The sequence below is a fragment of the Streptococcus troglodytae genome, from assembly GCF_002355215.1.
In the GTDB taxonomy this organism is placed as follows: Bacteria; Bacillota; Bacilli; order Lactobacillales; family Streptococcaceae; genus Streptococcus; species Streptococcus troglodytae.
Genome location: NZ_AP014612.1, coordinates 395,924 through 416,019 on the forward strand (window position 1 = coordinate 395,924; position 20,096 = coordinate 416,019).

17 protein-coding genes and 3 pseudogenes are annotated in these 20,096 nt (G+C 36.5%); 18 read left to right on the forward strand and 2 right to left on the reverse strand.

Going from position 1 to position 20,096, the window contains the following annotated elements; genetic code table 11:
- The first annotated feature begins 181 nt into the window (after nt 1-181).
- The 18 genes and pseudogenes from fabT to greA all read left to right on the forward strand — a co-directional run bounded on the left by fabT (nt 182) and on the right by greA (nt 18,375).
- Nucleotides 182-616 carry a fatty acid biosynthesis transcriptional regulator FabT gene (gene fabT, locus SRT_RS02105; protein ID WP_002262531.1) on the forward strand — a complete coding sequence of 145 codons (435 nt, stop codon included), beginning with the start codon at nt 182-184 and terminating at the stop codon, nt 614-616.
- Nucleotides 616-1,592 (forward strand): annotated as a pseudogene (locus tag SRT_RS02110) (beta-ketoacyl-ACP synthase III). Before fabT ends, SRT_RS02110 begins: the two are co-directional and overlap by 1 nt.
- Before the next feature lie 59 nt (nt 1,593-1,651).
- Nucleotides 1,652-1,876: an acyl carrier protein gene (locus SRT_RS02115; protein ID WP_002262533.1), complete on the forward strand. Its 225-nt coding sequence runs from the start codon at nt 1,652-1,654 to the stop codon at nt 1,874-1,876.
- A 102-nt stretch (nt 1,877-1,978) separates the two neighbouring features.
- Entirely contained in the window at nt 1,979-2,944 is a 966-nt protein-coding gene (gene fabK / locus SRT_RS02120; protein ID WP_128832867.1) for an enoyl-[acyl-carrier-protein] reductase FabK, read from the forward strand.
- Between the two features lie 2 nt (nt 2,945-2,946).
- A complete protein-coding gene (fabD, locus tag SRT_RS02125; protein WP_128832868.1) occupies nt 2,947-3,867 on the forward strand; it encodes an ACP S-malonyltransferase in 921 nt (306 codons plus the stop codon).
- A 39-nt stretch (nt 3,868-3,906) separates the two neighbouring features.
- Nucleotides 3,907-4,614, forward strand: a complete 708-nt coding sequence (fabG, locus tag SRT_RS02130) for a 3-oxoacyl-[acyl-carrier-protein] reductase (RefSeq protein WP_128832869.1) — start codon at nt 3,907-3,909, stop codon at nt 4,612-4,614.
- A gap of 48 nt (nt 4,615-4,662) precedes the next feature.
- Complete coding sequence (gene fabF / locus SRT_RS02135; RefSeq protein ID WP_128832870.1) at nt 4,663-5,895, forward strand: beta-ketoacyl-ACP synthase II; 1,233 nt, start codon at nt 4,663-4,665, stop codon at nt 5,893-5,895.
- Nucleotides 5,896-5,897: 2 nt separating this feature from the next.
- A complete protein-coding gene (accB, locus tag SRT_RS02140) occupies nt 5,898-6,386 on the forward strand; it encodes an acetyl-CoA carboxylase biotin carboxyl carrier protein (RefSeq protein WP_128832871.1) in 489 nt (162 codons plus the stop codon).
- Nucleotides 6,383-6,803 (forward strand): annotated as a pseudogene (gene fabZ / locus SRT_RS02145) (3-hydroxyacyl-ACP dehydratase FabZ). The gene accB and the pseudogene fabZ overlap by 4 nt, the downstream one beginning before the upstream one ends.
- Before the next feature lie 166 nt (nt 6,804-6,969).
- Nucleotides 6,970-8,340: an acetyl-CoA carboxylase biotin carboxylase subunit gene (accC, locus tag SRT_RS02150; protein ID WP_128832872.1), complete on the forward strand. Its 1,371-nt coding sequence runs from the start codon at nt 6,970-6,972 to the stop codon at nt 8,338-8,340.
- 8 nt (nt 8,341-8,348) lie between these two features.
- Complete coding sequence (gene accD, locus SRT_RS02155) at nt 8,349-9,215, forward strand: acetyl-CoA carboxylase, carboxyltransferase subunit beta (RefSeq protein ID WP_128832873.1); 867 nt, start codon at nt 8,349-8,351, stop codon at nt 9,213-9,215.
- Nucleotides 9,212-9,982 carry an acetyl-CoA carboxylase carboxyl transferase subunit alpha gene (locus SRT_RS02160; protein WP_128832874.1) on the forward strand — a complete coding sequence of 257 codons (771 nt, stop codon included), beginning with the start codon at nt 9,212-9,214 and terminating at the stop codon, nt 9,980-9,982. Before accD ends, SRT_RS02160 begins: the two co-directional genes overlap by 4 nt.
- Nucleotides 9,983-10,096: 114 nt before the next feature.
- Nucleotides 10,097-13,189 carry a pilus expression-regulating Snf2 family helicase gene (locus tag SRT_RS02165; protein ID WP_128832875.1) on the forward strand — a complete coding sequence of 1,031 codons (3,093 nt, stop codon included), beginning with the start codon at nt 10,097-10,099 and terminating at the stop codon, nt 13,187-13,189.
- Nucleotides 13,190-13,250: 61 nt separating this feature from the next.
- Nucleotides 13,251-13,841: a divisome accessory protein ZapJ gene (zapJ, locus tag SRT_RS02170; RefSeq protein WP_128832876.1), complete on the forward strand. Its 591-nt coding sequence runs from the start codon at nt 13,251-13,253 to the stop codon at nt 13,839-13,841.
- A 16-nt stretch (nt 13,842-13,857) separates the two neighbouring features.
- A complete protein-coding gene (gene murC / locus SRT_RS02175) occupies nt 13,858-15,189 on the forward strand; it encodes a UDP-N-acetylmuramate--L-alanine ligase (RefSeq protein WP_161940011.1) in 1,332 nt (443 codons plus the stop codon).
- 52 nt (nt 15,190-15,241) lie between these two features.
- Nucleotides 15,242-15,733 (forward strand): GNAT family N-acetyltransferase, encoded by a 492-nt coding sequence (locus SRT_RS02180; protein ID WP_128832878.1) that lies wholly within the window; start codon nt 15,242-15,244, stop codon nt 15,731-15,733.
- A 95-nt stretch (nt 15,734-15,828) separates the two neighbouring features.
- Nucleotides 15,829-17,746 (forward strand): annotated as a pseudogene (mltG, locus tag SRT_RS11225) (endolytic transglycosylase MltG).
- Nucleotides 17,747-17,892: 146 nt separating this feature from the next.
- Nucleotides 17,893-18,375, forward strand: a complete 483-nt coding sequence (greA, locus tag SRT_RS02190; RefSeq protein WP_128832879.1) for a transcription elongation factor GreA — start codon at nt 17,893-17,895, stop codon at nt 18,373-18,375.
- Between the two features lie 392 nt (nt 18,376-18,767).
- On the opposite strand, the gene yidC2 is transcribed toward greA, so the two are convergent.
- On the reverse strand, nt 18,768-19,700 hold the full coding sequence (gene yidC2, locus SRT_RS02195) for a membrane protein insertase YidC2 (protein WP_128832880.1): 933 nt from the start codon (nt 19,698-19,700) through the stop codon (nt 18,768-18,770).
- 91 nt (nt 19,701-19,791) lie between these two features.
- A complete protein-coding gene (locus tag SRT_RS02200) occupies nt 19,792-20,070 on the reverse strand; it encodes an acylphosphatase (protein ID WP_128832881.1) in 279 nt (92 codons plus the stop codon).
- Between the last annotated feature and the right edge of the window lie 26 nt (nt 20,071-20,096).

Here is a 20,096-nt window from a genome sequence, read left to right on the forward strand (position 1 = left end):
TCCTAATTTTTTATATGTAATCTTATAGATTTACATTATTTTGTGGGTGATTGCATAGCAATCATAGAAATTTGTCTCAGTCTTCTGTTTTTATAATTTAATTTTAAATAAACTTGCAATTTGGGCTATCTTTTGATAAACTTTGATAGTCAAAGTTTATTTATGTGTGGGAGGTGACATATTGGATTATAAACAAATTAATACCTATTTAGTTGATATTTTCAATAAAATTATGATTATCGAAGAGATGAGCTTGAAAACAAGTCAATTTAACGATGTGTCTTTAAAAGAGATGCATACGGTAGATATTATTGGAAAAAATGCCAATGTGACACCGAGTGATATTGCTCATGAGTTATTAGTAACTTTGGGAACAGTTACGACCAGTTTAAATAAGCTTGAAAAAAAGGGTTATATTGAACGGACGCGTTCACAACTTGATAGGCGCGTTGTTTATTTAACCCTGACACAAAAAGGAAGACTGCTTTATCGTTTACATAATAGGTTTCATAAAAATGTGGTTAATCGAATCACAGAAGCAATGGATGCGACGGAGCTTGGTGCTTTGGAGAAGGGGCTGAGAAACCTTCATCAATTTCTTGAGGGGTTAGTTTAATGACTTTTGCAAAGATTAGTCAAGCAGCATATTATGTACCATCACAGGTTGTCACCAATGATGATTTATCCAAAATAATGGATACCAGTGATGAATGGATTACAAGTCGTACGGGAATAAGAGAGCGCCGTATTAGTCAATCCGAAGATACCAGTGACTTAGCTAGTCAGGTAGCTAAAGAACTTTTAAAAAAGGCTTCATTAAAGGCGAAAGAGATTGATTTTATTATTGTTGCTACAATTACTCCGGATGCAATGATGCCGTCAACAGCTGCCTGTGTCCAAGCGAAAATTGGTGCAGTGAATGCTTTTGCTTTCGATTTAACTGCCGCCTGCAGTGGATTTATTTTTGCACTTTCAGCTGCGGAAAAAATGATTAAGTCTGGTCAGTACCAGAAAGGTTTAGTTATCGGTGCAGAAGTTCTATCTAAAATCATCGATTGGTCGGATCGAACAACAGCTGTTCTTTTTGGAGATGGAGCTGGCGGTGTTCTTTTAGAAGCAGATTCTTCTGAACATTTTTTATTTGAATCTATTCATTCAGATGGCAGTCGTGGTGAAAGTTTGACATCAGGTGAACACGCTGTTTCGTCACCCTTTTCACAGGTTGATAAAAAAGATAACTGTTTTTTAAAAATGGATGGTCGAGCTATATTTGACTTTGCTATTCGTGATGTGTCAAAAAGTATTTCAACGCTCATTAGGAAGTCAGATATGCCTGTAGAAGCGATTGATTATTTCTTATTACACCAGGCTAATATTCGTATTTTGGATAAAATGGCTAAAAAATTGGCGCTGATAGAGAAAAATTTCCTGCTAATATGATGAAGTATGGTAATACCAGTGCAGCAAGTATTCCTATTTTATTAGCCGAATGTGTCGAAAATGGAACGATAGAGCTAAATGGTTCACACACTGTTCTCCTGAACGGGTTCGGTGGGGGTTTGACATGGGGCAGTTTAATTGTTAAAATTTAGTTATACAATTGTGCTTGGCACAGTATATAAAAAATTATTTCTTATAAAGGAGAAAGAAAATGGCAGTATTTGAAAAAGTACAAGAAATTATTGTTGAGGAACTCGGAAAAGATACAGATGAAGTTAAATTAGAAACAACTTTTGATGAACTTGATGCAGATTCCCTTGATGTCTTTCAAGTTATTTCCGAAATTGAAGATGAGTTTGACATTCAAATCGAATCTGAAGATGGACTTAACACAGTTGGTGATTTAGTTGCTTTTGTTGAAGAAAAAACAAAATAAGTAGTATTTTGAGAGTATTCTTGTAAGAATATTCTTTCTTCTTTATTATAATAGTTTGACTGTCAAATTATTGATTGCAAAACTTAGAAGGTTTAATTTAAAATGAAAACGCGTATTACAGAATTATTAGATATTGAATATCCTATTTTTCAAGGAGGAATGGCTTGGGTAGCTGATGGTGATTTAGCGGGAGCTGTATCAAAAGCTGGTGGTTTAGGAATTATCGGCGGTGGAAATGCGCCCAAAGAAGTTGTTAAGGCGAATATTGACAAGATCAAAGCTGTGACAAATAAACCATTTGGAGTCAATATTATGCTTTTATCTCCTTTTGCTGATGATATTGTTGACTTGGTTATTGAAGAGGGCGTCAAAGTTGTCACAACTGGTGCAGGTAACCCAGGTAAATATATGGAACGTTTCCATGAAGCAGGTATTACTGTCATTCCTGTTGTTCCTAGTGTTGCTCTTGCTAGACGTATGGAAAAATTAGGTGCTGATGCCGTTATTGCTGAAGGAATGGAAGCCGGTGGACATATTGGTAAATTAACAACAATGACTTTAGTGCGTCAAGTTGTAGATGCTGTCAATATTCCTGTTATCGGAGCTGGTGGTGTGGCCGATGGCCGTGGTGCAGCAGCAGTATTTATGCTTGGTGCTGAAGCCATTCAGGTAGGAACACGTTTCGCAGTTGCCAAAGAATCGAATGCTCATGCGAATTTTAAAAAGAAAATTTTAAAAGCCAAAGATATTGATACTGTTATTTCTGCGTCTATTGTTGGCCATCCTGTGCGTGCAATCAAAAATAAATTGTCTTCTACCTATGCAACTGCAGAAAAAGAATTCTTACGTGGTGAAAAGAGTCAAGAAGATATTGAGGTTCTTGGAGCAGGAGCCCTTCGCAATGCTGTTGTTGATGGTGACGTTGAGAATGGTTCTGTTATGGCGGGTCAAATTGCAGGATTTGTGACTAAAGAAGAAACTTGTGAAGAAATCTTGAAAGATTTATATTACGGTGCAGCAGAAGTTATTAAGGCTGAAGCAGCACGCTGGGCAGATGTGGAGAAATAGGTATGGCAAAGACAGCATTTTTATTTGCCGGTCAAGGAGCTCAAAAACTTGGTATGGCAAGTGATTTGTATGAAACTTACCCAATTGTTAAAGAAACTTTTAAAACCGCTCAGTCAATTTTGAAATATGATATCCGTGATTTAATTGATCACGATAGCGAAAAGCTTAATCAAACACGCTATACACAGCCTGCAATTCTTACAACTTCAGTAGCTATTTATCGTCTTTTGAAAGAAAAAGGTTATCACCCCGATATTGTGGCTGGACTTTCACTAGGAGAATATTCTGCTCTTATTGCAGCAGGAGCCATTTCGTTTGAAGATGCCTTGGCCTTGGTTGTTAAACGCGGTGAATTTATGGAAACAGCAGCACCTGCTGGAGTGGGGAAAATGGTTGCTGTTATGAATACTGATTCTAGGCTCATTGAAGAGATTTGCCAGAAGGCCAGCTCTAAAGGCATTGTTAGTCCAGCTAATTATAATACTCCTACACAAATTGTTATAGGCGGTGAAGTGGCAGCTGTTGATTATGCCGTGGAACTTTTAAGGGAAGCTGGTAGTAAACGCTTGATTTCTCTTAAAGTTTCTGGTCCCTTTCATACGGCCCTTTTAGAATCTGCTAGTCAAAAATTGGCTCAAGCTTTGGAAAATATTAAGTTTTCAGATTTCACGCTTCCACTAGTGGGGAACACTGAGGCTGAAATTATGGAGGAACAGGAGATTAAACCTTTGCTTGCTCGTCAAGTTAAGGAACCTGTTCGCTTCTATGAATCTATTGCTGTAATGCAAAAATTTGGTGTGAATAACTATGTTGAAATTGGACCTGGTAAGGTCTTGAGTGGTTTTGTGAAAAAGATCGACAAATCTGTTAAGATTTCAGCTGTTGAAGACTTAGCTAGTCTGCAGGCTTTCTTAGATAACTAGAAGAGGTATTTTAGATGGAAATCAAAAGAAAATGTTTTTATCACAGGTTCAACTCGTGGTATTGGTCTAGCTATTGCTCATAAATTTGCTCAGGCAGGAGCTAATATTGTATTAAATGGTCGCTCAGAAATTTCTCAGGACCTAGTAGCTGAATTTAAAGATTATGATGTCAAAGTCGCGAAAATTTCAGGTGATGTCTCTCATTTTGAAGATGCTAAACGTATGGTTGATGAAGCTACTGAAGCATTGGGGAGTATTGATATCTTGGTTAATAATGCTGGAATTACTAATGATAAGCTGATGTTGAAAATGACAGAAGAGGACTTTGAAAGGGTTCTTAAGATCAATTTGACAGGTAGTTTTAACATGACTAAAGCCGTTTTGAAACCAATGACCAAAGCTCGTCAAGGTGCTATCATTAATATGTCTAGCGTTGTCGGACTTACTGGAAACGTTGGTCAGGCTAATTACGCAGCTTCTAAGGCTGGTTTGATTGGCTTTACCAAGGCAGTTGCTCGTGAAGTCGCGGCTAGAAATGTACGTGTTAACGCTATTGCACCAGGTTTTATCGAATCTGAGATGACTGAACGTATTCCAGATAAGATGAAAGACGCTATGTTAAATCAAATTCCAATGAAAGCATTTGGAAAGACTGAAAATGTTGCTGAAGTTGCTATGTTTTTAGCCCAACAAGATTATCTGACAGGTCAAGTTATTGCTATTGATGGCGGCATGACCATGCAATAATACATTTTTAAATTTAGAATATATTCCCCCAATAAAAGGAGAAAAGGTATGACATTAAAAAGAGTTGTAGTGACAGGTTATGGTGTAACATCGCCAATCGGACATACACCAGAAGATTTTTGGAATAGTCTTCATGATGGTAAAATCGGTATTAAACCAATTACTAAGTTTGATGCTTCAGAAATTCCTGTTTTCAATGCAGGTGAAATTCAAGATTTTCCATTTGATAAATACTTTGTTAAAAAAGATAAAAATCGTATGGATACTTACTCTCTTTATGCCATTTATGCAGCCATGGAAGCTCTTGAAAATGCTGCACTTGACATGGCGCAAGAAATTCGTGATCGTGTTGGTGTTATTGTATCCTCAGGTATTGGTGGTTTACAAGAATTAGAAGATCAAATCATTCGTATGCATGAGCGTGGCATGAAGCGTATTAAACCAATGTTTATTCCTAAAGCTCTGTCTAACATGGGAGCTGGAAATATTGCCCTCAAGATTGGCGCACAAGGAGTCTGCAAATCTATCACTACAGCTTGTGCCTCAGCTAATGATGCTATCGGTGAAGCTTTCCGTGAAATTAAATACGGTTTTCATGATGTGATTCTTGCAGGTGGTTCAGAAGCATCCATTACTAAGATTGGTATTGGTGGTTTCAACGCTTTGACTGCTCTTTCTACAACAGAAGATCCAGCGCGTTCAGCTATTCCATTTGATAAAGAACGCAATGGTTTTGTCATGGGTGAAGGTGCTGCCGTTCTTATTTTGGAGAGTCTTGAACATGCTCAAAAACGTGGGGCTACGATTTTGGCAGAGGTTGTTGGTTATGGAAGTAATTGTGATGCCTACCATATGACAACACCGACTCCTGATGGTTCGGGTGCTGCCAAGGCTATAAAATTAGCGATTAATGAAGCAGGTATCTCACCAGAGGAAGTCAATTATGTCAATGCTCACGGTACATCAACGCAGGCCAATGAAAAAGGAGAAAGCAAGGCAATCGTTGCTGTTTTAGGTAAGGATGTACCTGTCTCTTCTACAAAATCATTCACAGGTCATCTTCTTGGTGCTGCCGGTGGTGTTGAAGCTATTGCCACTATTGAAGCAATCCGTCATCATTTTGTACCTATGACAGCTGGTACTAAAGAACTTTCAGAAGATATTGAAGCGAATGTTGTGTATGGTCAAGGTCAAGAAGCAGATATTAAGTATGCTATTTCAAATACTTTTGGATTTGGCGGACATAATGCTGTTCTTGCCTTTAAGCGTTGGGAGGATTAATTTTGAATATTTCAGAAATTAAAGATTTGATGGTACAATTTGATACGTCAAGTCTGAGAGAATTTTCTTATAAAAGTGGGACAGATGAATTGTCTTTTTCAAAAAATAAGCAGAGCTCTGTCAGTTCAGTCCAAACAGTCCCCGTTTCTACTTCCGATTCAGTTCCGAACGTTGTATCAGTAGACGCTGAAGCGGCACCAGCTATCTCTAAAAATGAAGAAAGCACAGCAGCAACTCCAGTAGCTGAAACAGCTGAAGGGGAAATCGTTGAAAGTCCGCTTGTTGGTGTAGCTTATTTAGCTTCAGCTCCTGATAAGCCAGCTTTTATTTCAGTTGGCGACAGTGTTAAAAAAGGACAAACCTTACTTATCATTGAAGCTATGAAGGTTATGAATGAAGTCCCAGCACCAAAAGATGGCGTTGTCACTGAGATCTTAGTGGACAATGAAGAAGTCGTTGAATTTGGAAAGGGATTGGTACGTATCAAATGATTGACATTAATAAAATTCGTGAGGCCCTTCCTCATCGTTATCCAATGTTATTGGTTGATCGCGTTCTTGAAGTTAGTGATGATGAAATTATTGCTATTAAGAATGTAACCATTAATGAACCTTTTTTTAATGGTCATTTTCCTAAATATCCTGTTATGCCGGGTGTTCTGATTATGGAAGCATTGGCACAAACAGCAGGTGTTCTGGAATTATCAAAAGAAGAGAAAAAGGAAAACTTGTCTTTTATGCAGGTATGGATAAAGTGAAATTTAAAAACAAGTTGTTCCTGGAGATCAACTTGTTATGACGGCTAAGTTTGTTAAGCGTCGTGGAACAATTGCAGTAGTTGAAGCTAAGGCAGAAGTAGATGGGAAATTGGCTGCAAGTGGTACCTTAACTTTTGCCATTGGAAATTGAAATGCTATAACTGTTAGTTTTTAAGAGTTTGTTCCCACAAATACACGGAAAGGAATTGAACCCGGGCTAAAGACAGTGTGAAAAGGCTAATTTGCTTGTATCATTAGAGAGATTTCTGCAGATTTTCTATTTTCGTTTGTTTTTAAAGCCTTTGGTATCTTATTTTATGTTTAAGAAAATTTTGATTGCCAATCGTGGTGAAATCGCTGTGCGTATTATTCGAGCAGCCAGAGAATTAGGAATTGTGACTGTTGCAGTTTATTCAGAAGCAGATAAAGAATCGCTTCATACTCTCTTAGCGGATGAGGCCGTGTGCATTGGACCTGCCAAGTCAACGGATTCTTATCTCGATATGAATGCTATTTTATCAGCAGCTATTGTAACTGGGGCTGAAGCTATTCATCCAGGTTTTGGTTTTTTAAGTGAAAATTCTAAATTTGCAACTATGTGTGAAGAGATGCGTATTAAGTTTATTGGCCCATCTGCATCTGTTATGGACAAAATGGGTGATAAAATTAATGCACGTTCTGAAATGCTTAAAGCCAAGGTTCCTGTTATTCCTGGGTCAGATGGGGAAGTTTTTACTGCCCAAGAAGCATTAAAAATCGCCCAAGATATTGGCTATCCCGTTATGCTGAAAGCTTCTGCTGGTGGTGGTGGAAAAGGCATCCGTAAGGTTGATAAAAAAGAAGATCTGACAGCAGCATTTGAGTCAGCCTCTCAAGAGGCCCTATCAGCTTTTGGCAATGGCGCTATGTATTTGGAAAAAGTCATTTATCCCGCTCGCCACATAGAAGTTCAAATACTGGGGGACTCTTTTGGCAATATTATTCACCTTGGTGAACGTGATTGTTCACTGCAACGTAATAATCAAAAGGTCTTAGAAGAAAGCCCTTCTGTAGCTATTGGAAAAACACTTCGTGGTAAAATGGGTGATGCGGCAGTTCGCGCCGCTAAAGCAGTTGCTTATGAAAATGCCGGAACAATTGAATTCCTATTAGATGAGGCTTCAGGACAATTTTATTTCATGGAAATGAATACACGTGTTCAAGTAGAGCATCCTGTGACAGAATTTGTGACTGGTGTTGATATCGTTAAAGAACAGATTAAAATTGCTGCTGGTCAAGAATTGACCTATCAACAAAAAGATATTGTTATTTCAGGTCATGCTATTGAATGTCGGATTAATGCGGAAAATCCTAAATTTAATTTCGCACCTAGCCCGGGTAAAGTTGAAGATCTGTTTTTACCAAGTGGTGGCGTTGGTTTGCGTGTCGATAGTGCTATGTACAATAACTATACCATTCCACCTTATTATGACAGTATGATTGCCAAAATCATTGTTCATGGGGAAAATCGCTTTGATGCTTTGATGAAAATGCAGCGTGCTTTGTATGAATTTGAAGTAAATGGCGTGGTTACGAATGCAGAATTTCAGTTGGATTTAATTTCTAATCCAAATGTTATTGCTGGTGATTATGATACTTCTTTTTTGATGGAAACTTTTTTACCCGCTTATGCAAATGATAAAGAATAGGTGCTGATATGGCTTTATTTGAAAGAAAAAACAAGTATATTCGCATAAATCCCCAATACTCGATGAAAAAGACAAAGGAGCGGGAGACTCCTGAAGTTCCGGATGAATTATTTGCTAAATGTCCTGCTTGTAAGCATATGATTTATCAAAAGGATTTAGGACCAGAAAAAATTTGTCCTAAATGTTCCTATAATTTTCGGATTTCAGCCAAGGAACGACTTGCCATTATAGTTGATGAAGACTCTTTCCAAGAGATGTTCACAGGTATTGAGAGTAAGGATCCACTCAATTTTCCTGATTATAAGGAAAAGTTAGCAGCAGCACAAGCTAAAACAGGTCTTGATGAGGCTGTTGTGACAGGAACTGCTGAGTTTACAGGACAAAGGGCAGCACTGGCTATTATGGATTCTAATTTTATTATGGCTTCAATGGGGACTGTTGTTGGTGAAAAAATAACACGCCTTTTTGAATATGACAAAAAAGAGCAGCTACCCGTTGTTATTTTTACAGCATCAGGAGGCGCTCGTATGCAAGAAGGTATTATGAGTCTGATGCAGATGGCTAAAATTTCTGCTGCTGTAAAGCGGCATTCCAATGTTGGTCTCTTTTATCTAACAGTATTAACCGACCCTACAACGGGCGGTGTTACGGCTAGTTTTGCTATGGAGGGGGATATTATTTTAGCAGAACCTCAGACCTTGATTGGTTTCGCTGGACGCCGTGTCATTGAAACGACTGTTCGTGAAACCTTGCCTGAAGGCTTTCAAAAGGCAGAATTTCTTTTGGAACATGGTTTTGTTGATGCCATTGTTAAAAGAACAGAATTAAAGAAAACAATTGCTAAGCTGCTCGCATTTCATGGAGGTAGCAAATGAGTGACGTATCAAGAATACTCAAAGAAGCTCGCAGTCAATCGCGCTTGACAACTTTGGATTATGCAGAGCAAATTTTTGATGACTTTATGGAACTACATGGAGATCGTCATTTTGCAGATGATGCTGCTATTGTTGGAGGCATTGGCCTTTTGAATGGTCAAGCAGTAACCGTCATTGGCGTTCAAAAAGGAAAGAATTTGCAGGATAATCTTAATCGCAATTTTGGCCAGCCCAATCCAGAAGGTTATCGGAAAGCTTTGCGTCTGATGAAACAAGCGGAAAAATTTAAAAGACCGGTTGTCACTTTTATCAACACAGCAGGAGCTTATCCAGGTATTGGAGCTGAAGAACGCGGTCAAGGTGAAGCGATTGCTAGAAATTTGCTAGAAATGAGTGACCTTAAAGTTCCGATTATTGCTATTATCATTGGTGAAGGAGGCTCAGGTGGAGCGCTAGCTTTAGCGGTTGCTGATAAGGTTTGGATGCTTGAGCATACGATGTATGCGGTACTTAGTCCGGAAGGTTTTGCTTCTATTCTTTGGAAAGACGGCAGCCGCTCAATTGAAGCCGCTGAACTAATGAAAATTACAGCTGGTGAATTGTTCAAAATGGAGGTTGTTGACAAGGTAATTCCTGAACATGGCTATTTTTCAAGTGAGATTATTCAAATGATCAAGACCAATTTAATTGAAGAATTAAAGGATCTGGATCAATTGCCTTTGACCAATTTACTTGAAAAACGTTACCAACGTTTTAGAAAGTATTAAAAATTAATCTCATCTTTAGGTGGGATTTTTCTATTTTTTTAAAAGGTTTTTCACCCAAGAAAAGTCTTTTTAGATATGTTATAATTAAGAGATAAAAATAAGGGTGGAAGAAAGATGAGCAAATTGATTCCGGGGCGTGTCCGCAATGAGGGCATCCACTTTTATGAAAAAGATTTAGTCTCTATTCTAGAAGAAAAAGATAATTCACTATTAGTACAGGTTGCTGATTATAAGATCCAATTTTCTCTTGAAGATGATTTAGTTTCTTGTCCTTGTAGCATGTTTCAAAAAAGAGGTTATTGTTCTCATTTAGCTGCAGTTGAACATTATTTGAAAAATCACCCCAAAGGTAAAAATTTGGCTGATAATTTGTTGGCTGATGAACAAAAATTTGAAGAAAGAAAAGAGAAAACTTCCTTTGGCAGCCTTTTCCTTGATGGTTTAAACATGAATGAAGATGATGATGTTAAATATCGTTTATCTGCTCAAGGCAGTCAAAGTCCTTTTTCTTCTGATTTTTGGTGGACTTTGAAAATCAATCGTTTACCCGATGAACGTTCTTATGTTATTCGTGATATAAAAGCTTTTTTATTATTGGTGAAGAAGGAATCTTATTATCAGATAGGAAAAAATTACTATGAACCGCTTTCCTTGCTGCAATTTGATACTGCCAGTCAGGAGTTAATTGAGTTTTTATGGCGCATTCTGCCAGATTCAAATCAAGTAGACACAGATTTTATTATGCCTAATCATGCCCGTAATTTAACTTTTACGAGCGGTTTTTTGGAAGAAGGAGTGACACTTTTAAACCAACTCTATGATTTCTCTTTTGAAGGAGAGCATCAGGATTATCATACTATTAATTTTGCAGAGTTGGATAGTTCCAATCAATTTTATCATTTTAAGATAGTTGTTCATCGTCAGTCAATTGAGTTGATTATCAAAGAAAAAACAGCAACTTTTTTCTTTGATAATCACTATTTGCTCTATCATAATACCTTTTATCATCTGAACAATAAGCAAAGAAAATTGGTAACTGCAATTAGAAGTCTGCCTTTAGAAAAAGACTTGGCGAAACATATTTATTTTGATTTTGAAGATCAGGCCAAATTGGCAGCAAGCCTTTTAGACTTTAAGACTCTTGGTGAAGTTGAAGCACCAGCAAGTTTTGATATTCGTGATTTTGATGTGGTGTTTACGTTCAGTCTATTAGCTAATCGAGAAATTCTGTTGGAATTGACTTTTGATTATGGACAGATAAAAGTGTCCAATACCAAGGAAAGAGAGGCTCTTCCTTTTACTAGCAACTTTAAAAAAGAAAAAAAGATTACTAATCTTTTGAAACAGTATGGCTTTTCACAAGGCTTTAGGTCTTATCATCCCCCTTTACTAGATGAAGAGCTTTATAACTTTTTTACAAAGACCTTAAGTCATTTTGAACGGTTTGGTAAGGTATTGCTTTCACCTTCTATTGAAGCGTTACGTTATCTTGAAAAACCTCAAATTGATATTAAGACCAATCAGGGATTGTTGGATATTTCTTTTGATTTTTCAACAATTTTTGAAAATGATATTGATAATGCTTTAACAGCACTTTTTGAAAACCATTCCTATTTTGTTAGCCAATCAGGAAAATTAATTATCTTTGATGAAGAAACCCAAAAGGTTAGCCAAGCGCTGCAAAACCTGCGTACCCAAAAACCTCATCATGGACATTTGCAGATTAATAAATTTGCAGCTTATCAGGTCTCTGAAACCCTTCAGAATATGGATAATGTTTACTTTTCAGAGGACTTCAGTCAATTAGTCAAAGATCTACGGCACCCAGAAGATTTTTCTTTACCAGAATTTGAAGTTAATGCCAATTTACGTGATTATCAGCTCAGAGGTATCAAATGGATGTCTATGCTTGATAAGTACGGTTTTGGTGGTATTTTAGCTGATGATATGGGCTTGGGAAAAACTTTGCAGACCCTTTCTTTTTTAACAAGCCGCTTAGATAAAGATTCTAAAGTCTTGATTTTATCACCTTCGAGTTTGATTTATAATTGGCAAGATGAATGTCAAAAGTTCACCCCCCAGTTAGATGTTGCTGTCTCATATGGTTTAAAGGCAGTAAGAGATGAGATTATTGCAGAAAATCATCAAATTACAATTACCAGTTATGCATCGTTCAGGCAAGATTTTAATCTCTATAATCAACTGAACTTTGACTATTTAATCTTAGATGAAGCTCAAGTTATGAAAAATACTCAGACCAAAATAGCACAAAGTTTGCGTGCTTTTGATGTCAAAAATTGTTTTGCTTTATCAGGTACACCTATTGAAAATAAACTTTTAGAGATTTGGTCCATTTTTCAAATTGTTTTGCCTGGACTTTTACCTACTAAAAAAGAATTTCTTAAGATGGATCCGCAAAGTGTGGCTCGCTATATCAGTCCTTTTATCATGCGCCGCCGCAAAGAGGATGTCCTACCTGAATTGCCAGATTTGATTGAAATTAATTATCATAATGAATTGATAGATAGTCAAAAGGCGATTTACTTGGCACAATTGCGGCAGATGCAAGACAGCATTCGTCATTCTTCTGATTCTGAAATTAATCGGCAAAAAATTGAAATTCTTTCAGGTATCACACGTCTACGTCAAATTTGCGATACGCCAAAACTTTTTATGAATTATGATGATGACAGTGGGAAATTGGCCAGTTTACGTGAGCTTCTACTACAGATCAAAGAAAATGGGCACCGAGCACTTATCTTCTCTCAGTTTCGTGATATGCTTGATCTAGCAGAAACAGAAATAGAGGCCTTAGGTTTAACGAGTTATAAGATGACGGGTTCAACTCCTGCTAATGAGCGTCAAGAAATGACGCATGCTTTTAATAATGGCAGTAAGGACACCTTTTTAATTTCCTTGAAAGCTGGTGGTGTCGGTCTTAACCTAACAGGAGCAGATACGGTCGTTTTGATTGATCTATGGTGGAATCCAGCCATCGAGATGCAGGCTATTAGTCGCGCTCATCGTATTGGTCAAAAAGAGAATGTTGAGGTTTACCGTATGATTACTCGAGGAACAATAGAAGAGAAAATTTTAGAACTCCAAGAAAGCAAGAAGAATTTAGTGACAACTGTGTTAGATGGAAATGAGAGTCGTGCCAGTATGAGTATTGAAGAAATAAAAGAAATTTTAGGAATTTCTTCATGATACCTTTTAAAAAAGTTATTTTTAGTTTATAATAGGAATGTTTCAGAAAGGATGTGAGTTAATGAGTCGTGAAAGAAAGTTTCCTTTAGTTGATGATAATGACGTTGTGGTTGCAGTTCCTAAAACAATGCGTCTATATGAAAACGAAGACTTGATCACAAATATCCACGGTCCTTACGAAGATAAGGTTTATAACGACGTAACTCAAGATTATCAGTTTATACCTGATAATCCTAATCCTCAGAAAGTAGCTTCAGACCGCCTTGTGACACAAAAGGCAGGAAAAACTTATGCCGAATTAGCGCGTGAAGAAGCCAGGTGGGATCTAAAAAAGAAAAGACAATCCTTAATTACAAATGATTACCCTAAATCGGTTTCTAGAACAAGTACTAAAAAATCTGAAAAAGTAACTAAGGCTCCTAAAAATGAGTTGGGACGTTTTTCCGATCATCTCCATCAAGATACTTATATCTTGGCTGAGCTTCCCAAAAATTATTCAGAGCCAAAAAATCCTTCTAGGAAAGAGAACAAAAAAAATAACTATGATTTCTTGAAAACGAGTCAAATTTATAATCAAAAAGAAAAGCAAGAACATCAAGAGCGTCATGTGGCCCAAGAACTAAATTTGGAACGCTTTGAAGATGTTAACTAGAGGAGAAGAGAAAAACATGTCTAAAACCATTCACTTTATTGGAATCAAAGGATCAGGAATGAGTGCCTTGGCGCTGCTGCTTCATCAAATGGGGTATAAGGTACAAGGAAGTGATGTGGATAAGTATTATTTTACCCAACACGGATTGGAAAAAGCAGGAATTCCCATTCTGCCCTTTGCAGAGTCCAATATCACTGATAATATGGAAATTATTGCTGGAAATGCTTTTAGAAAAGATAATAATATTGAAGTAGCCTATGCTCTCGAAAATGGTTACCATTTTAAACGTTACCATGAATTTTTAGGTGAATTTATGAATCAATTTACCAGTCTTGGCGTTGCCGGAGCTCATGGTAAGACCTCCACAACTGGACTTTTAGCTCATGTCTTGAAAAATATAACAGATACCAGTTATCTTATCGGTGATGGCACGGGACGTGGTTTAGCTAACAGTCAATATTTTGTTTTTGAATCAGACGAGTATGAGCGGCATTTTATGCCCTATCATCCCGAATACTCTATCATTACTAATATTGATTTTGATCATCCTGATTATTTCACTGGTGTTGATGATGTTTTTGCTGCTTTTAATGATTATGCGAAACAAGTTAAAAAAGGTCTTTTTGTTTACGGTGAAGATCCTTATTTACGCAAACTGACGTCTTCAGCCCCAATTTATTATTATGGTTTCAAAGGTAGTGATGATTTTGTTGCTTATGATATCATGCGCTCAACGAATGGTTCTGATTTCAAAGTAAGACATGGACAAAATGAACTGGGAAGCTTTCATGTACCAGCCTTTGGTCGTCACAATGTTTTAAATGCGACGGCTGTTATTGCTAATTTGTATATTGCTGGTGTTGAGATGGATTTGGTTCGTCAGCATTTAAAAACTTTCTCAGGTGTTAAGCGGCGCTTTTCTGAAAAATTAATTAATGATGTTACCATCATTGACGACTTTGCCCATCATCCAACGGAAATCATTGCAACGCTTGATGCTGCTCGTCAGAAGTATCCCTCTAAAGAAATTGTCGCCATTTTCCAACCGCATACTTTTACTAGGACAATTGCCCTTTTGGATGAATTTGCACAAGCTTTAAATGAAGCTGATAGCGTTTATTTAGCACAAATTTACGGCTCTGCACGTGAAGTTGATCATGGAGATGTGAAAGTAGAAGATTTAGCAGGTAAAATTGTTAAACCTGCTAAAGTTATCACTGTTGACAATGTCTCTCCTCTTTTAGATCATCATAATGCTGTCTATGTCTTTATGGGGGCTGGTGATATTCAACTTTATGAACGTTCATTTGAAGAACTCTTATCTAATTTAACTAAGAATACACGATAAAAGATCTCTTTACTTTTTAGTAAAGACTTTTTTTCTAAAGGAGGAGAAAAAGATGCTTATTCGACAAGTGACAATGGAAGATTTAGAAGATATCATCCGAATCGAAAATGATAATTTTTCAGCTGAAGAAGCAGCAACACCTCAGGCTTTAAAGGAGCGTATTGAAGTCATAGCAGATACTTTTTTGGTTGCTGAACAAGATGGTCAGATAGCTGGCTATGTTGAAGGACCTGTTATCAACAGTCGTTACTTGACTGATGATTTATTCCATAAGGTTAAACCCAATCAAGAGAAGTCGGGCTATATTGCTGTTACAAGTCTTTCGGTTGATGAAGCATTTCAAAAACAAGGTGTTGGTACAACTTTACTAGCTGCTCTTAAAGATTTAACTGTGGCTCAAAACCGGCTGGGAATTCATTTAACCTGCCATGATTACTTGATTTCTTACTATGAGATGAATGGTTTTAGTAATGAAGGATTGTCAGAATCAACTCACGGAGGAACCACTTGGTATAATATGATTTGGGAAAATCCTAAGATTTAGTTGTATGTTACACGGCTGTAATGTAAAATTGATAGAATTGCCTTTAAAGCGTTTTTAGGTTATAATAACTTTTGATAAACATTAGGAGGCCGGCTTTGACTGATATCTTTAATGATAGAGAGAAGAAAGAAGCTCAACAGACAAAAAGTTTTAAAGAAAAAATTTTAGCAGATATGAAAAAGGCTAAGCAATCACGCAAAAATCGTGATATTAGTCAAGTGAAGAAGGAAAATGCTGCTAAGGATCGCCAAAAGTATTCTGATTCAGCAGTGCAAAAACAGGATAAAGAAGAAACACGAACTGTTATGCCAATTCCTGAAGGAAATATTACAGATAAGGATGTTGATAATGTTCTAGCTAATTTAGATGAAATTTTTGCGCCTGGACAATTGAATTCTTCTGATCAAATTAATGAGAAGGAAAATTCTCAGCAAATTACAGGGAAACGATCTTCTTCTTTAAAAACTGGTTCTGCTACTCAAGAAACTGAAACTCTTCAATCTAAGGAAAGTTTGACACTTCCTAATAAAAAACATCAGAAAATAAAGTTTCTGATGTTTTGGAAGTTAAAGTAAAAAAACGGACAATTGGGTTGATGACGGCGAGGCAGAAAATTGGCAATTACCTGATTTGACTGAAAAATTGACAAATAATAATGATGAAGAAACAAAAGAATTGCCTTTATCCAGTTTGGCTGAAAAGACTAACTCAAAATCGGAAATGAAACATAGTGGCAAAAAAATGGAAGAGCCTTTAAAACAAGAGAAAAAACTATCTTCAAAATCTGATAAAACAAAATCTCAGACAAAAGCTAGTTCCAAGGAAAAGGATGTGACAGCTAATTTGAAGCAAAAAAGACAGCAGCATTATAAAAAACAAACAGACTCGCCAAAAAGATTTCAACTGTCTTGATAACTTTTATTTTAATTTTATTGTTAGGAACAGGACTTTTTGGTTATTATTATGTTTCGAGTGCTATAAGGCCATTGGATGCTCATTCAACTAAGTATATTCAAGTAGAGATTCCCAGTGGTTCTGGTAATCGAATGATTGGTAAAATACTTGAAAAAGCTGGTGTAATCAAGAATGCCACTGTTTTTAATTTTTACACCAAATTCCGTAATTATAGTAATTTACAAAGTGGCTATTATAATCTACAAAAGAGCATGTCTTTAGATGATATTGCTAAAACTTTGAAAAATGGAGGTACAACAACACCTCAAGCTCCAGTTTTAGGAAAGGTGGTCATTCCAGAAGGCTATACCATTAAGCAAATTTCTAAAGCTATTACTAATAATGCTAATACCAAAAAAAGACGGATAAAACCCCTTTCACGGCTAAAGAGTTTTTAAAAACGGTTAAAGATAAAGCATTTATTGAGAAAATGGTCAAAAAGTACCCAAGACTTTTGGGAAGCTTACCTGATGCTTCTAAGGTGACTTATCAGCTTGAAGGATATCTTTTCCCAGCTACTTACAGCTATGAAAAAAAGACCAGTGTTGAGGATTTAATTGATAGTATGTTAGCTGCTATGGATACTAATATGCAAAGTTATTATGATAAGATTGAATCTCAAGGAAAGACAGTTAATGATATTTTAACACTTGCATCTCTTGTTGAAAAGAAGGCGCAACAGATGATGATCGAAAGAAAATTGCTGGTATTTTCTACAATCGTATAAATCAGGATATGCCATTGCAGTCTAATATTGCTATCCTTTATGCTATGGGAAAACTTGGTGAGAAAACCAGTTTGAAAGAAGATGCAACCATTAATACTAAAATTGATTCCCCTTACAATGTTTATACCAATAAAGGGCTTATGCCTGGGGCAGTAGATAATCCTAGTTTATCAGCCATCAAAGCAACAGTAGAACCAGAGTCAACAGATGATCTTTATTTTGTAGCAGATGTTACAACAGGTGAAGTTCATTATGCTAAAACTTATGAGGAACACTCTGCCAATGTTGAGAAGTATGTTAACAAAAAGGTAGCATCAAGCAGTGATTCGTAAGTGAATGAGACAAGCTTATAATAACTGTCAGTGTAATTATAGAATTATACAATGATTACACCTTGTAAAGCTTACTTGTAACTAAAGAAGCTGGGACTTTGTCCCAGCCTCTTCATGTCTAAATAACTTAGAAAAGAGAAAAAATTATGTCAGAAAAAACTTATCCAATGACCCTTGCAGAAAAAGAACAATTAGAACAAGAACTTGAAGAGTTAAAATTAGTTCGTCGTCCAGAAGTGATTGAACGTATTAAAATAGCACGTTCTTATGGTGATTTATCAGAAAATAGTGAATATGAAGCGGCAAAAGATGAACAAGCTTTTGTTGAAGGACAAATTTCAAGTATTGAAACTAAAATTCGTTATGCTGAAATTGTTGACAGCGATGCTGTTGCTAAAAATGAGGTCGCTATTGGTAAAACAGTTATTGTTCGTGAAGTAGGAACAAGCGATGAAGATACTTATTCTATTGTTGGTGCCGCCGGAGCTGATGTTTTTGCTGGAAAAATTTCTAATGAGAGCCCAATTGCTCAAGCACTTATCGGTAAGAAAACAGGTGATAAAGTAGTGATTGAATCACCGGCGGGAAGTTATCAAGTCGAAATTGTTAAAGTGAAAAAGACAAAATAATAAGAAGAACTTATTAGATTCATAGTTTCTAACATTTCGATTATTAAAGAGATACAGGAAAGGACAGAATGTTTCTGACTTCACCTAGTTTCTCCCCATTCTAAAAAAGCCTATTCCTAGAATTAAATGATTAGGAATAGGCTTTTTAATACTCTTTAACAAATCAATACGTTTTGTTGAAGCACTCGTATGCTCTCTTTAACCAAGCGCTATAGAAGATAGCGTCAGTGGTTCTTCTTAAGATATTATGAAGTGCCATTCAAACAGTTGATAAGAAGCTATAAAGGACTAGGTGGCTCCGTTAATAACAGCTTTGTTAGTAGTCAATGAGACGATTAGCAACCATTAACTTTGTTACCTTATCTTTCCCAGTCTATGAGTATAAGTTTGTCTTATTGCTTATGGTGACGTTGTTTACCTGCATTGCGGTTGGATTTTTGCTTTTTAGAGGTTGTAAGGTTTTTATTATTATTGGCTTGTGGAGTAATATCCTTACGAGTATTTGATTTGAAAGGCTTTGGAGGGTTTTTCTTAAATTCTTCATCAATTTGCTTTCGCAATCTTGGTTTAATGATATGGTTTGTGATCAATTGTTGAATGAGGCCAAAAATACCACTGACTAGCCAGTAAAGAGCACCTCCAGCAGGAGCGCCTATGGAAATCATGACCATCATAATTGGCATCATAAACATCATATTTCTTGTTTGCTGTCTTTGTGCTTCTGGAACACTTAGCGTTGAAACCCAAGACTGAACAAGATAAAGAATTCCAATAATAACAGTGATAATCATATTTGGACTGCCAAGTTTAATACCTAAGAAACTAGCACTGGCGATTCCTTTGGTGTAACGGGTGGAAATATAAAGTGCAGAGAAGAAAGGCATTTGAATCAGCAGTGGTAGACATCCTAAACTACCAAACATGCTCATACCGTAATGACGCTGCGCCTGCATTAATTCTGTTTGAGCAGCCATTTTTTCTTCCTGAGTCTTGGCATTCTTCATGCGTTCTTGAATAGGATCAAAGACTGGTTTTAGGTAAGCCATTTTCTCAGATTGGTAAGTCATCTTTCGGACTTGACTAAGACCTAATGGCAAGATAAGAAGACGGACAATAACTGTGACAATGATAATAGCAAAGCCAAATCCCAGACCAAGGTCATTAGCTAAATATTGGATAACACTTCCCATTGGGGCAGCAAAAAATTTGTAAACCCAACCTTCACCAGTTGGTTTCCCATTTTTCATCTGCACGCAACCAGATAGGAAAAAAAGCATAGACAGAGCTAAGCTCGAAAATAAAAGACGCTTGTAAATTTTTTTCACGATAATCTTCCTTTGATTTTAATAATACCTATTTATTTTACTGTTTTTTAATAAAATACTCAATAGTTCTTGAGGATGATTTTTGGATAAATTAATTGGCCATTCTGAAATCATGGTAATCAGAAAAGTTTGCTATATTGACATCAACATAAGTGACTTTAGAAAAAGGAGATGGACCTTTGCGAATTTCTTGAATAAACTTAGCTAGTTTTTCAGCATTATCTGATTGAGCTAGAATTTCTACTGTACCATCGTCATTGTTCCAAACACGTCCACAAATATCACCTATTTCCAAAGCGAGATTATAGGTGGAATAACGAAAACCAACACCTTGAACACGACCAGAGACTAGTAATCTGACTTTTTTCATTTCTTTCTCCTTTTTTGTTATAATAT

Bases quoted from the DNA above. Each gene is read 5' to 3' on its own strand.
- fabF (WP_128832870.1), top strand. From the start codon at position 4,663: ATGACATTAAAAAGAGTTGTAGTGACAGGTTATGGTGTAACATCGCCA.
- SRT_RS02200 (WP_128832881.1), bottom strand. From the start codon at position 20,070: ATGAAAAAAGTCAGATTACTAGTCTCTGGTCGTGTTCAAGGTGTTGGT.
- SRT_RS02165 (WP_128832875.1), top strand. From the start codon at position 10,097: ATGAGCAAATTGATTCCGGGGCGTGTCCGCAATGAGGGCATCCACTTT.
- fabK (WP_128832867.1), top strand. From the start codon at position 1,979: ATGAAAACGCGTATTACAGAATTATTAGATATTGAATATCCTATTTTT.
- SRT_RS02160 (WP_128832874.1), top strand. From the start codon at position 9,212: ATGAGTGACGTATCAAGAATACTCAAAGAAGCTCGCAGTCAATCGCGC.
- zapJ (WP_128832876.1), top strand. From the start codon at position 13,251: ATGAGTCGTGAAAGAAAGTTTCCTTTAGTTGATGATAATGACGTTGTG.
- SRT_RS02115 (WP_002262533.1), top strand. From the start codon at position 1,652: ATGGCAGTATTTGAAAAAGTACAAGAAATTATTGTTGAGGAACTCGGA.
- murC (WP_161940011.1), top strand. From the start codon at position 13,858: ATGTCTAAAACCATTCACTTTATTGGAATCAAAGGATCAGGAATGAGT.
- accD (WP_128832873.1), top strand. From the start codon at position 8,349: ATGGCTTTATTTGAAAGAAAAAACAAGTATATTCGCATAAATCCCCAA.
- SRT_RS02180 (WP_128832878.1), top strand. From the start codon at position 15,242: ATGCTTATTCGACAAGTGACAATGGAAGATTTAGAAGATATCATCCGA.
- greA (WP_128832879.1), top strand. From the start codon at position 17,893: ATGTCAGAAAAAACTTATCCAATGACCCTTGCAGAAAAAGAACAATTA.
- fabD (WP_128832868.1), top strand. From the start codon at position 2,947: ATGGCAAAGACAGCATTTTTATTTGCCGGTCAAGGAGCTCAAAAACTT.
- accC (WP_128832872.1), top strand. From the start codon at position 6,970: ATGTTTAAGAAAATTTTGATTGCCAATCGTGGTGAAATCGCTGTGCGT.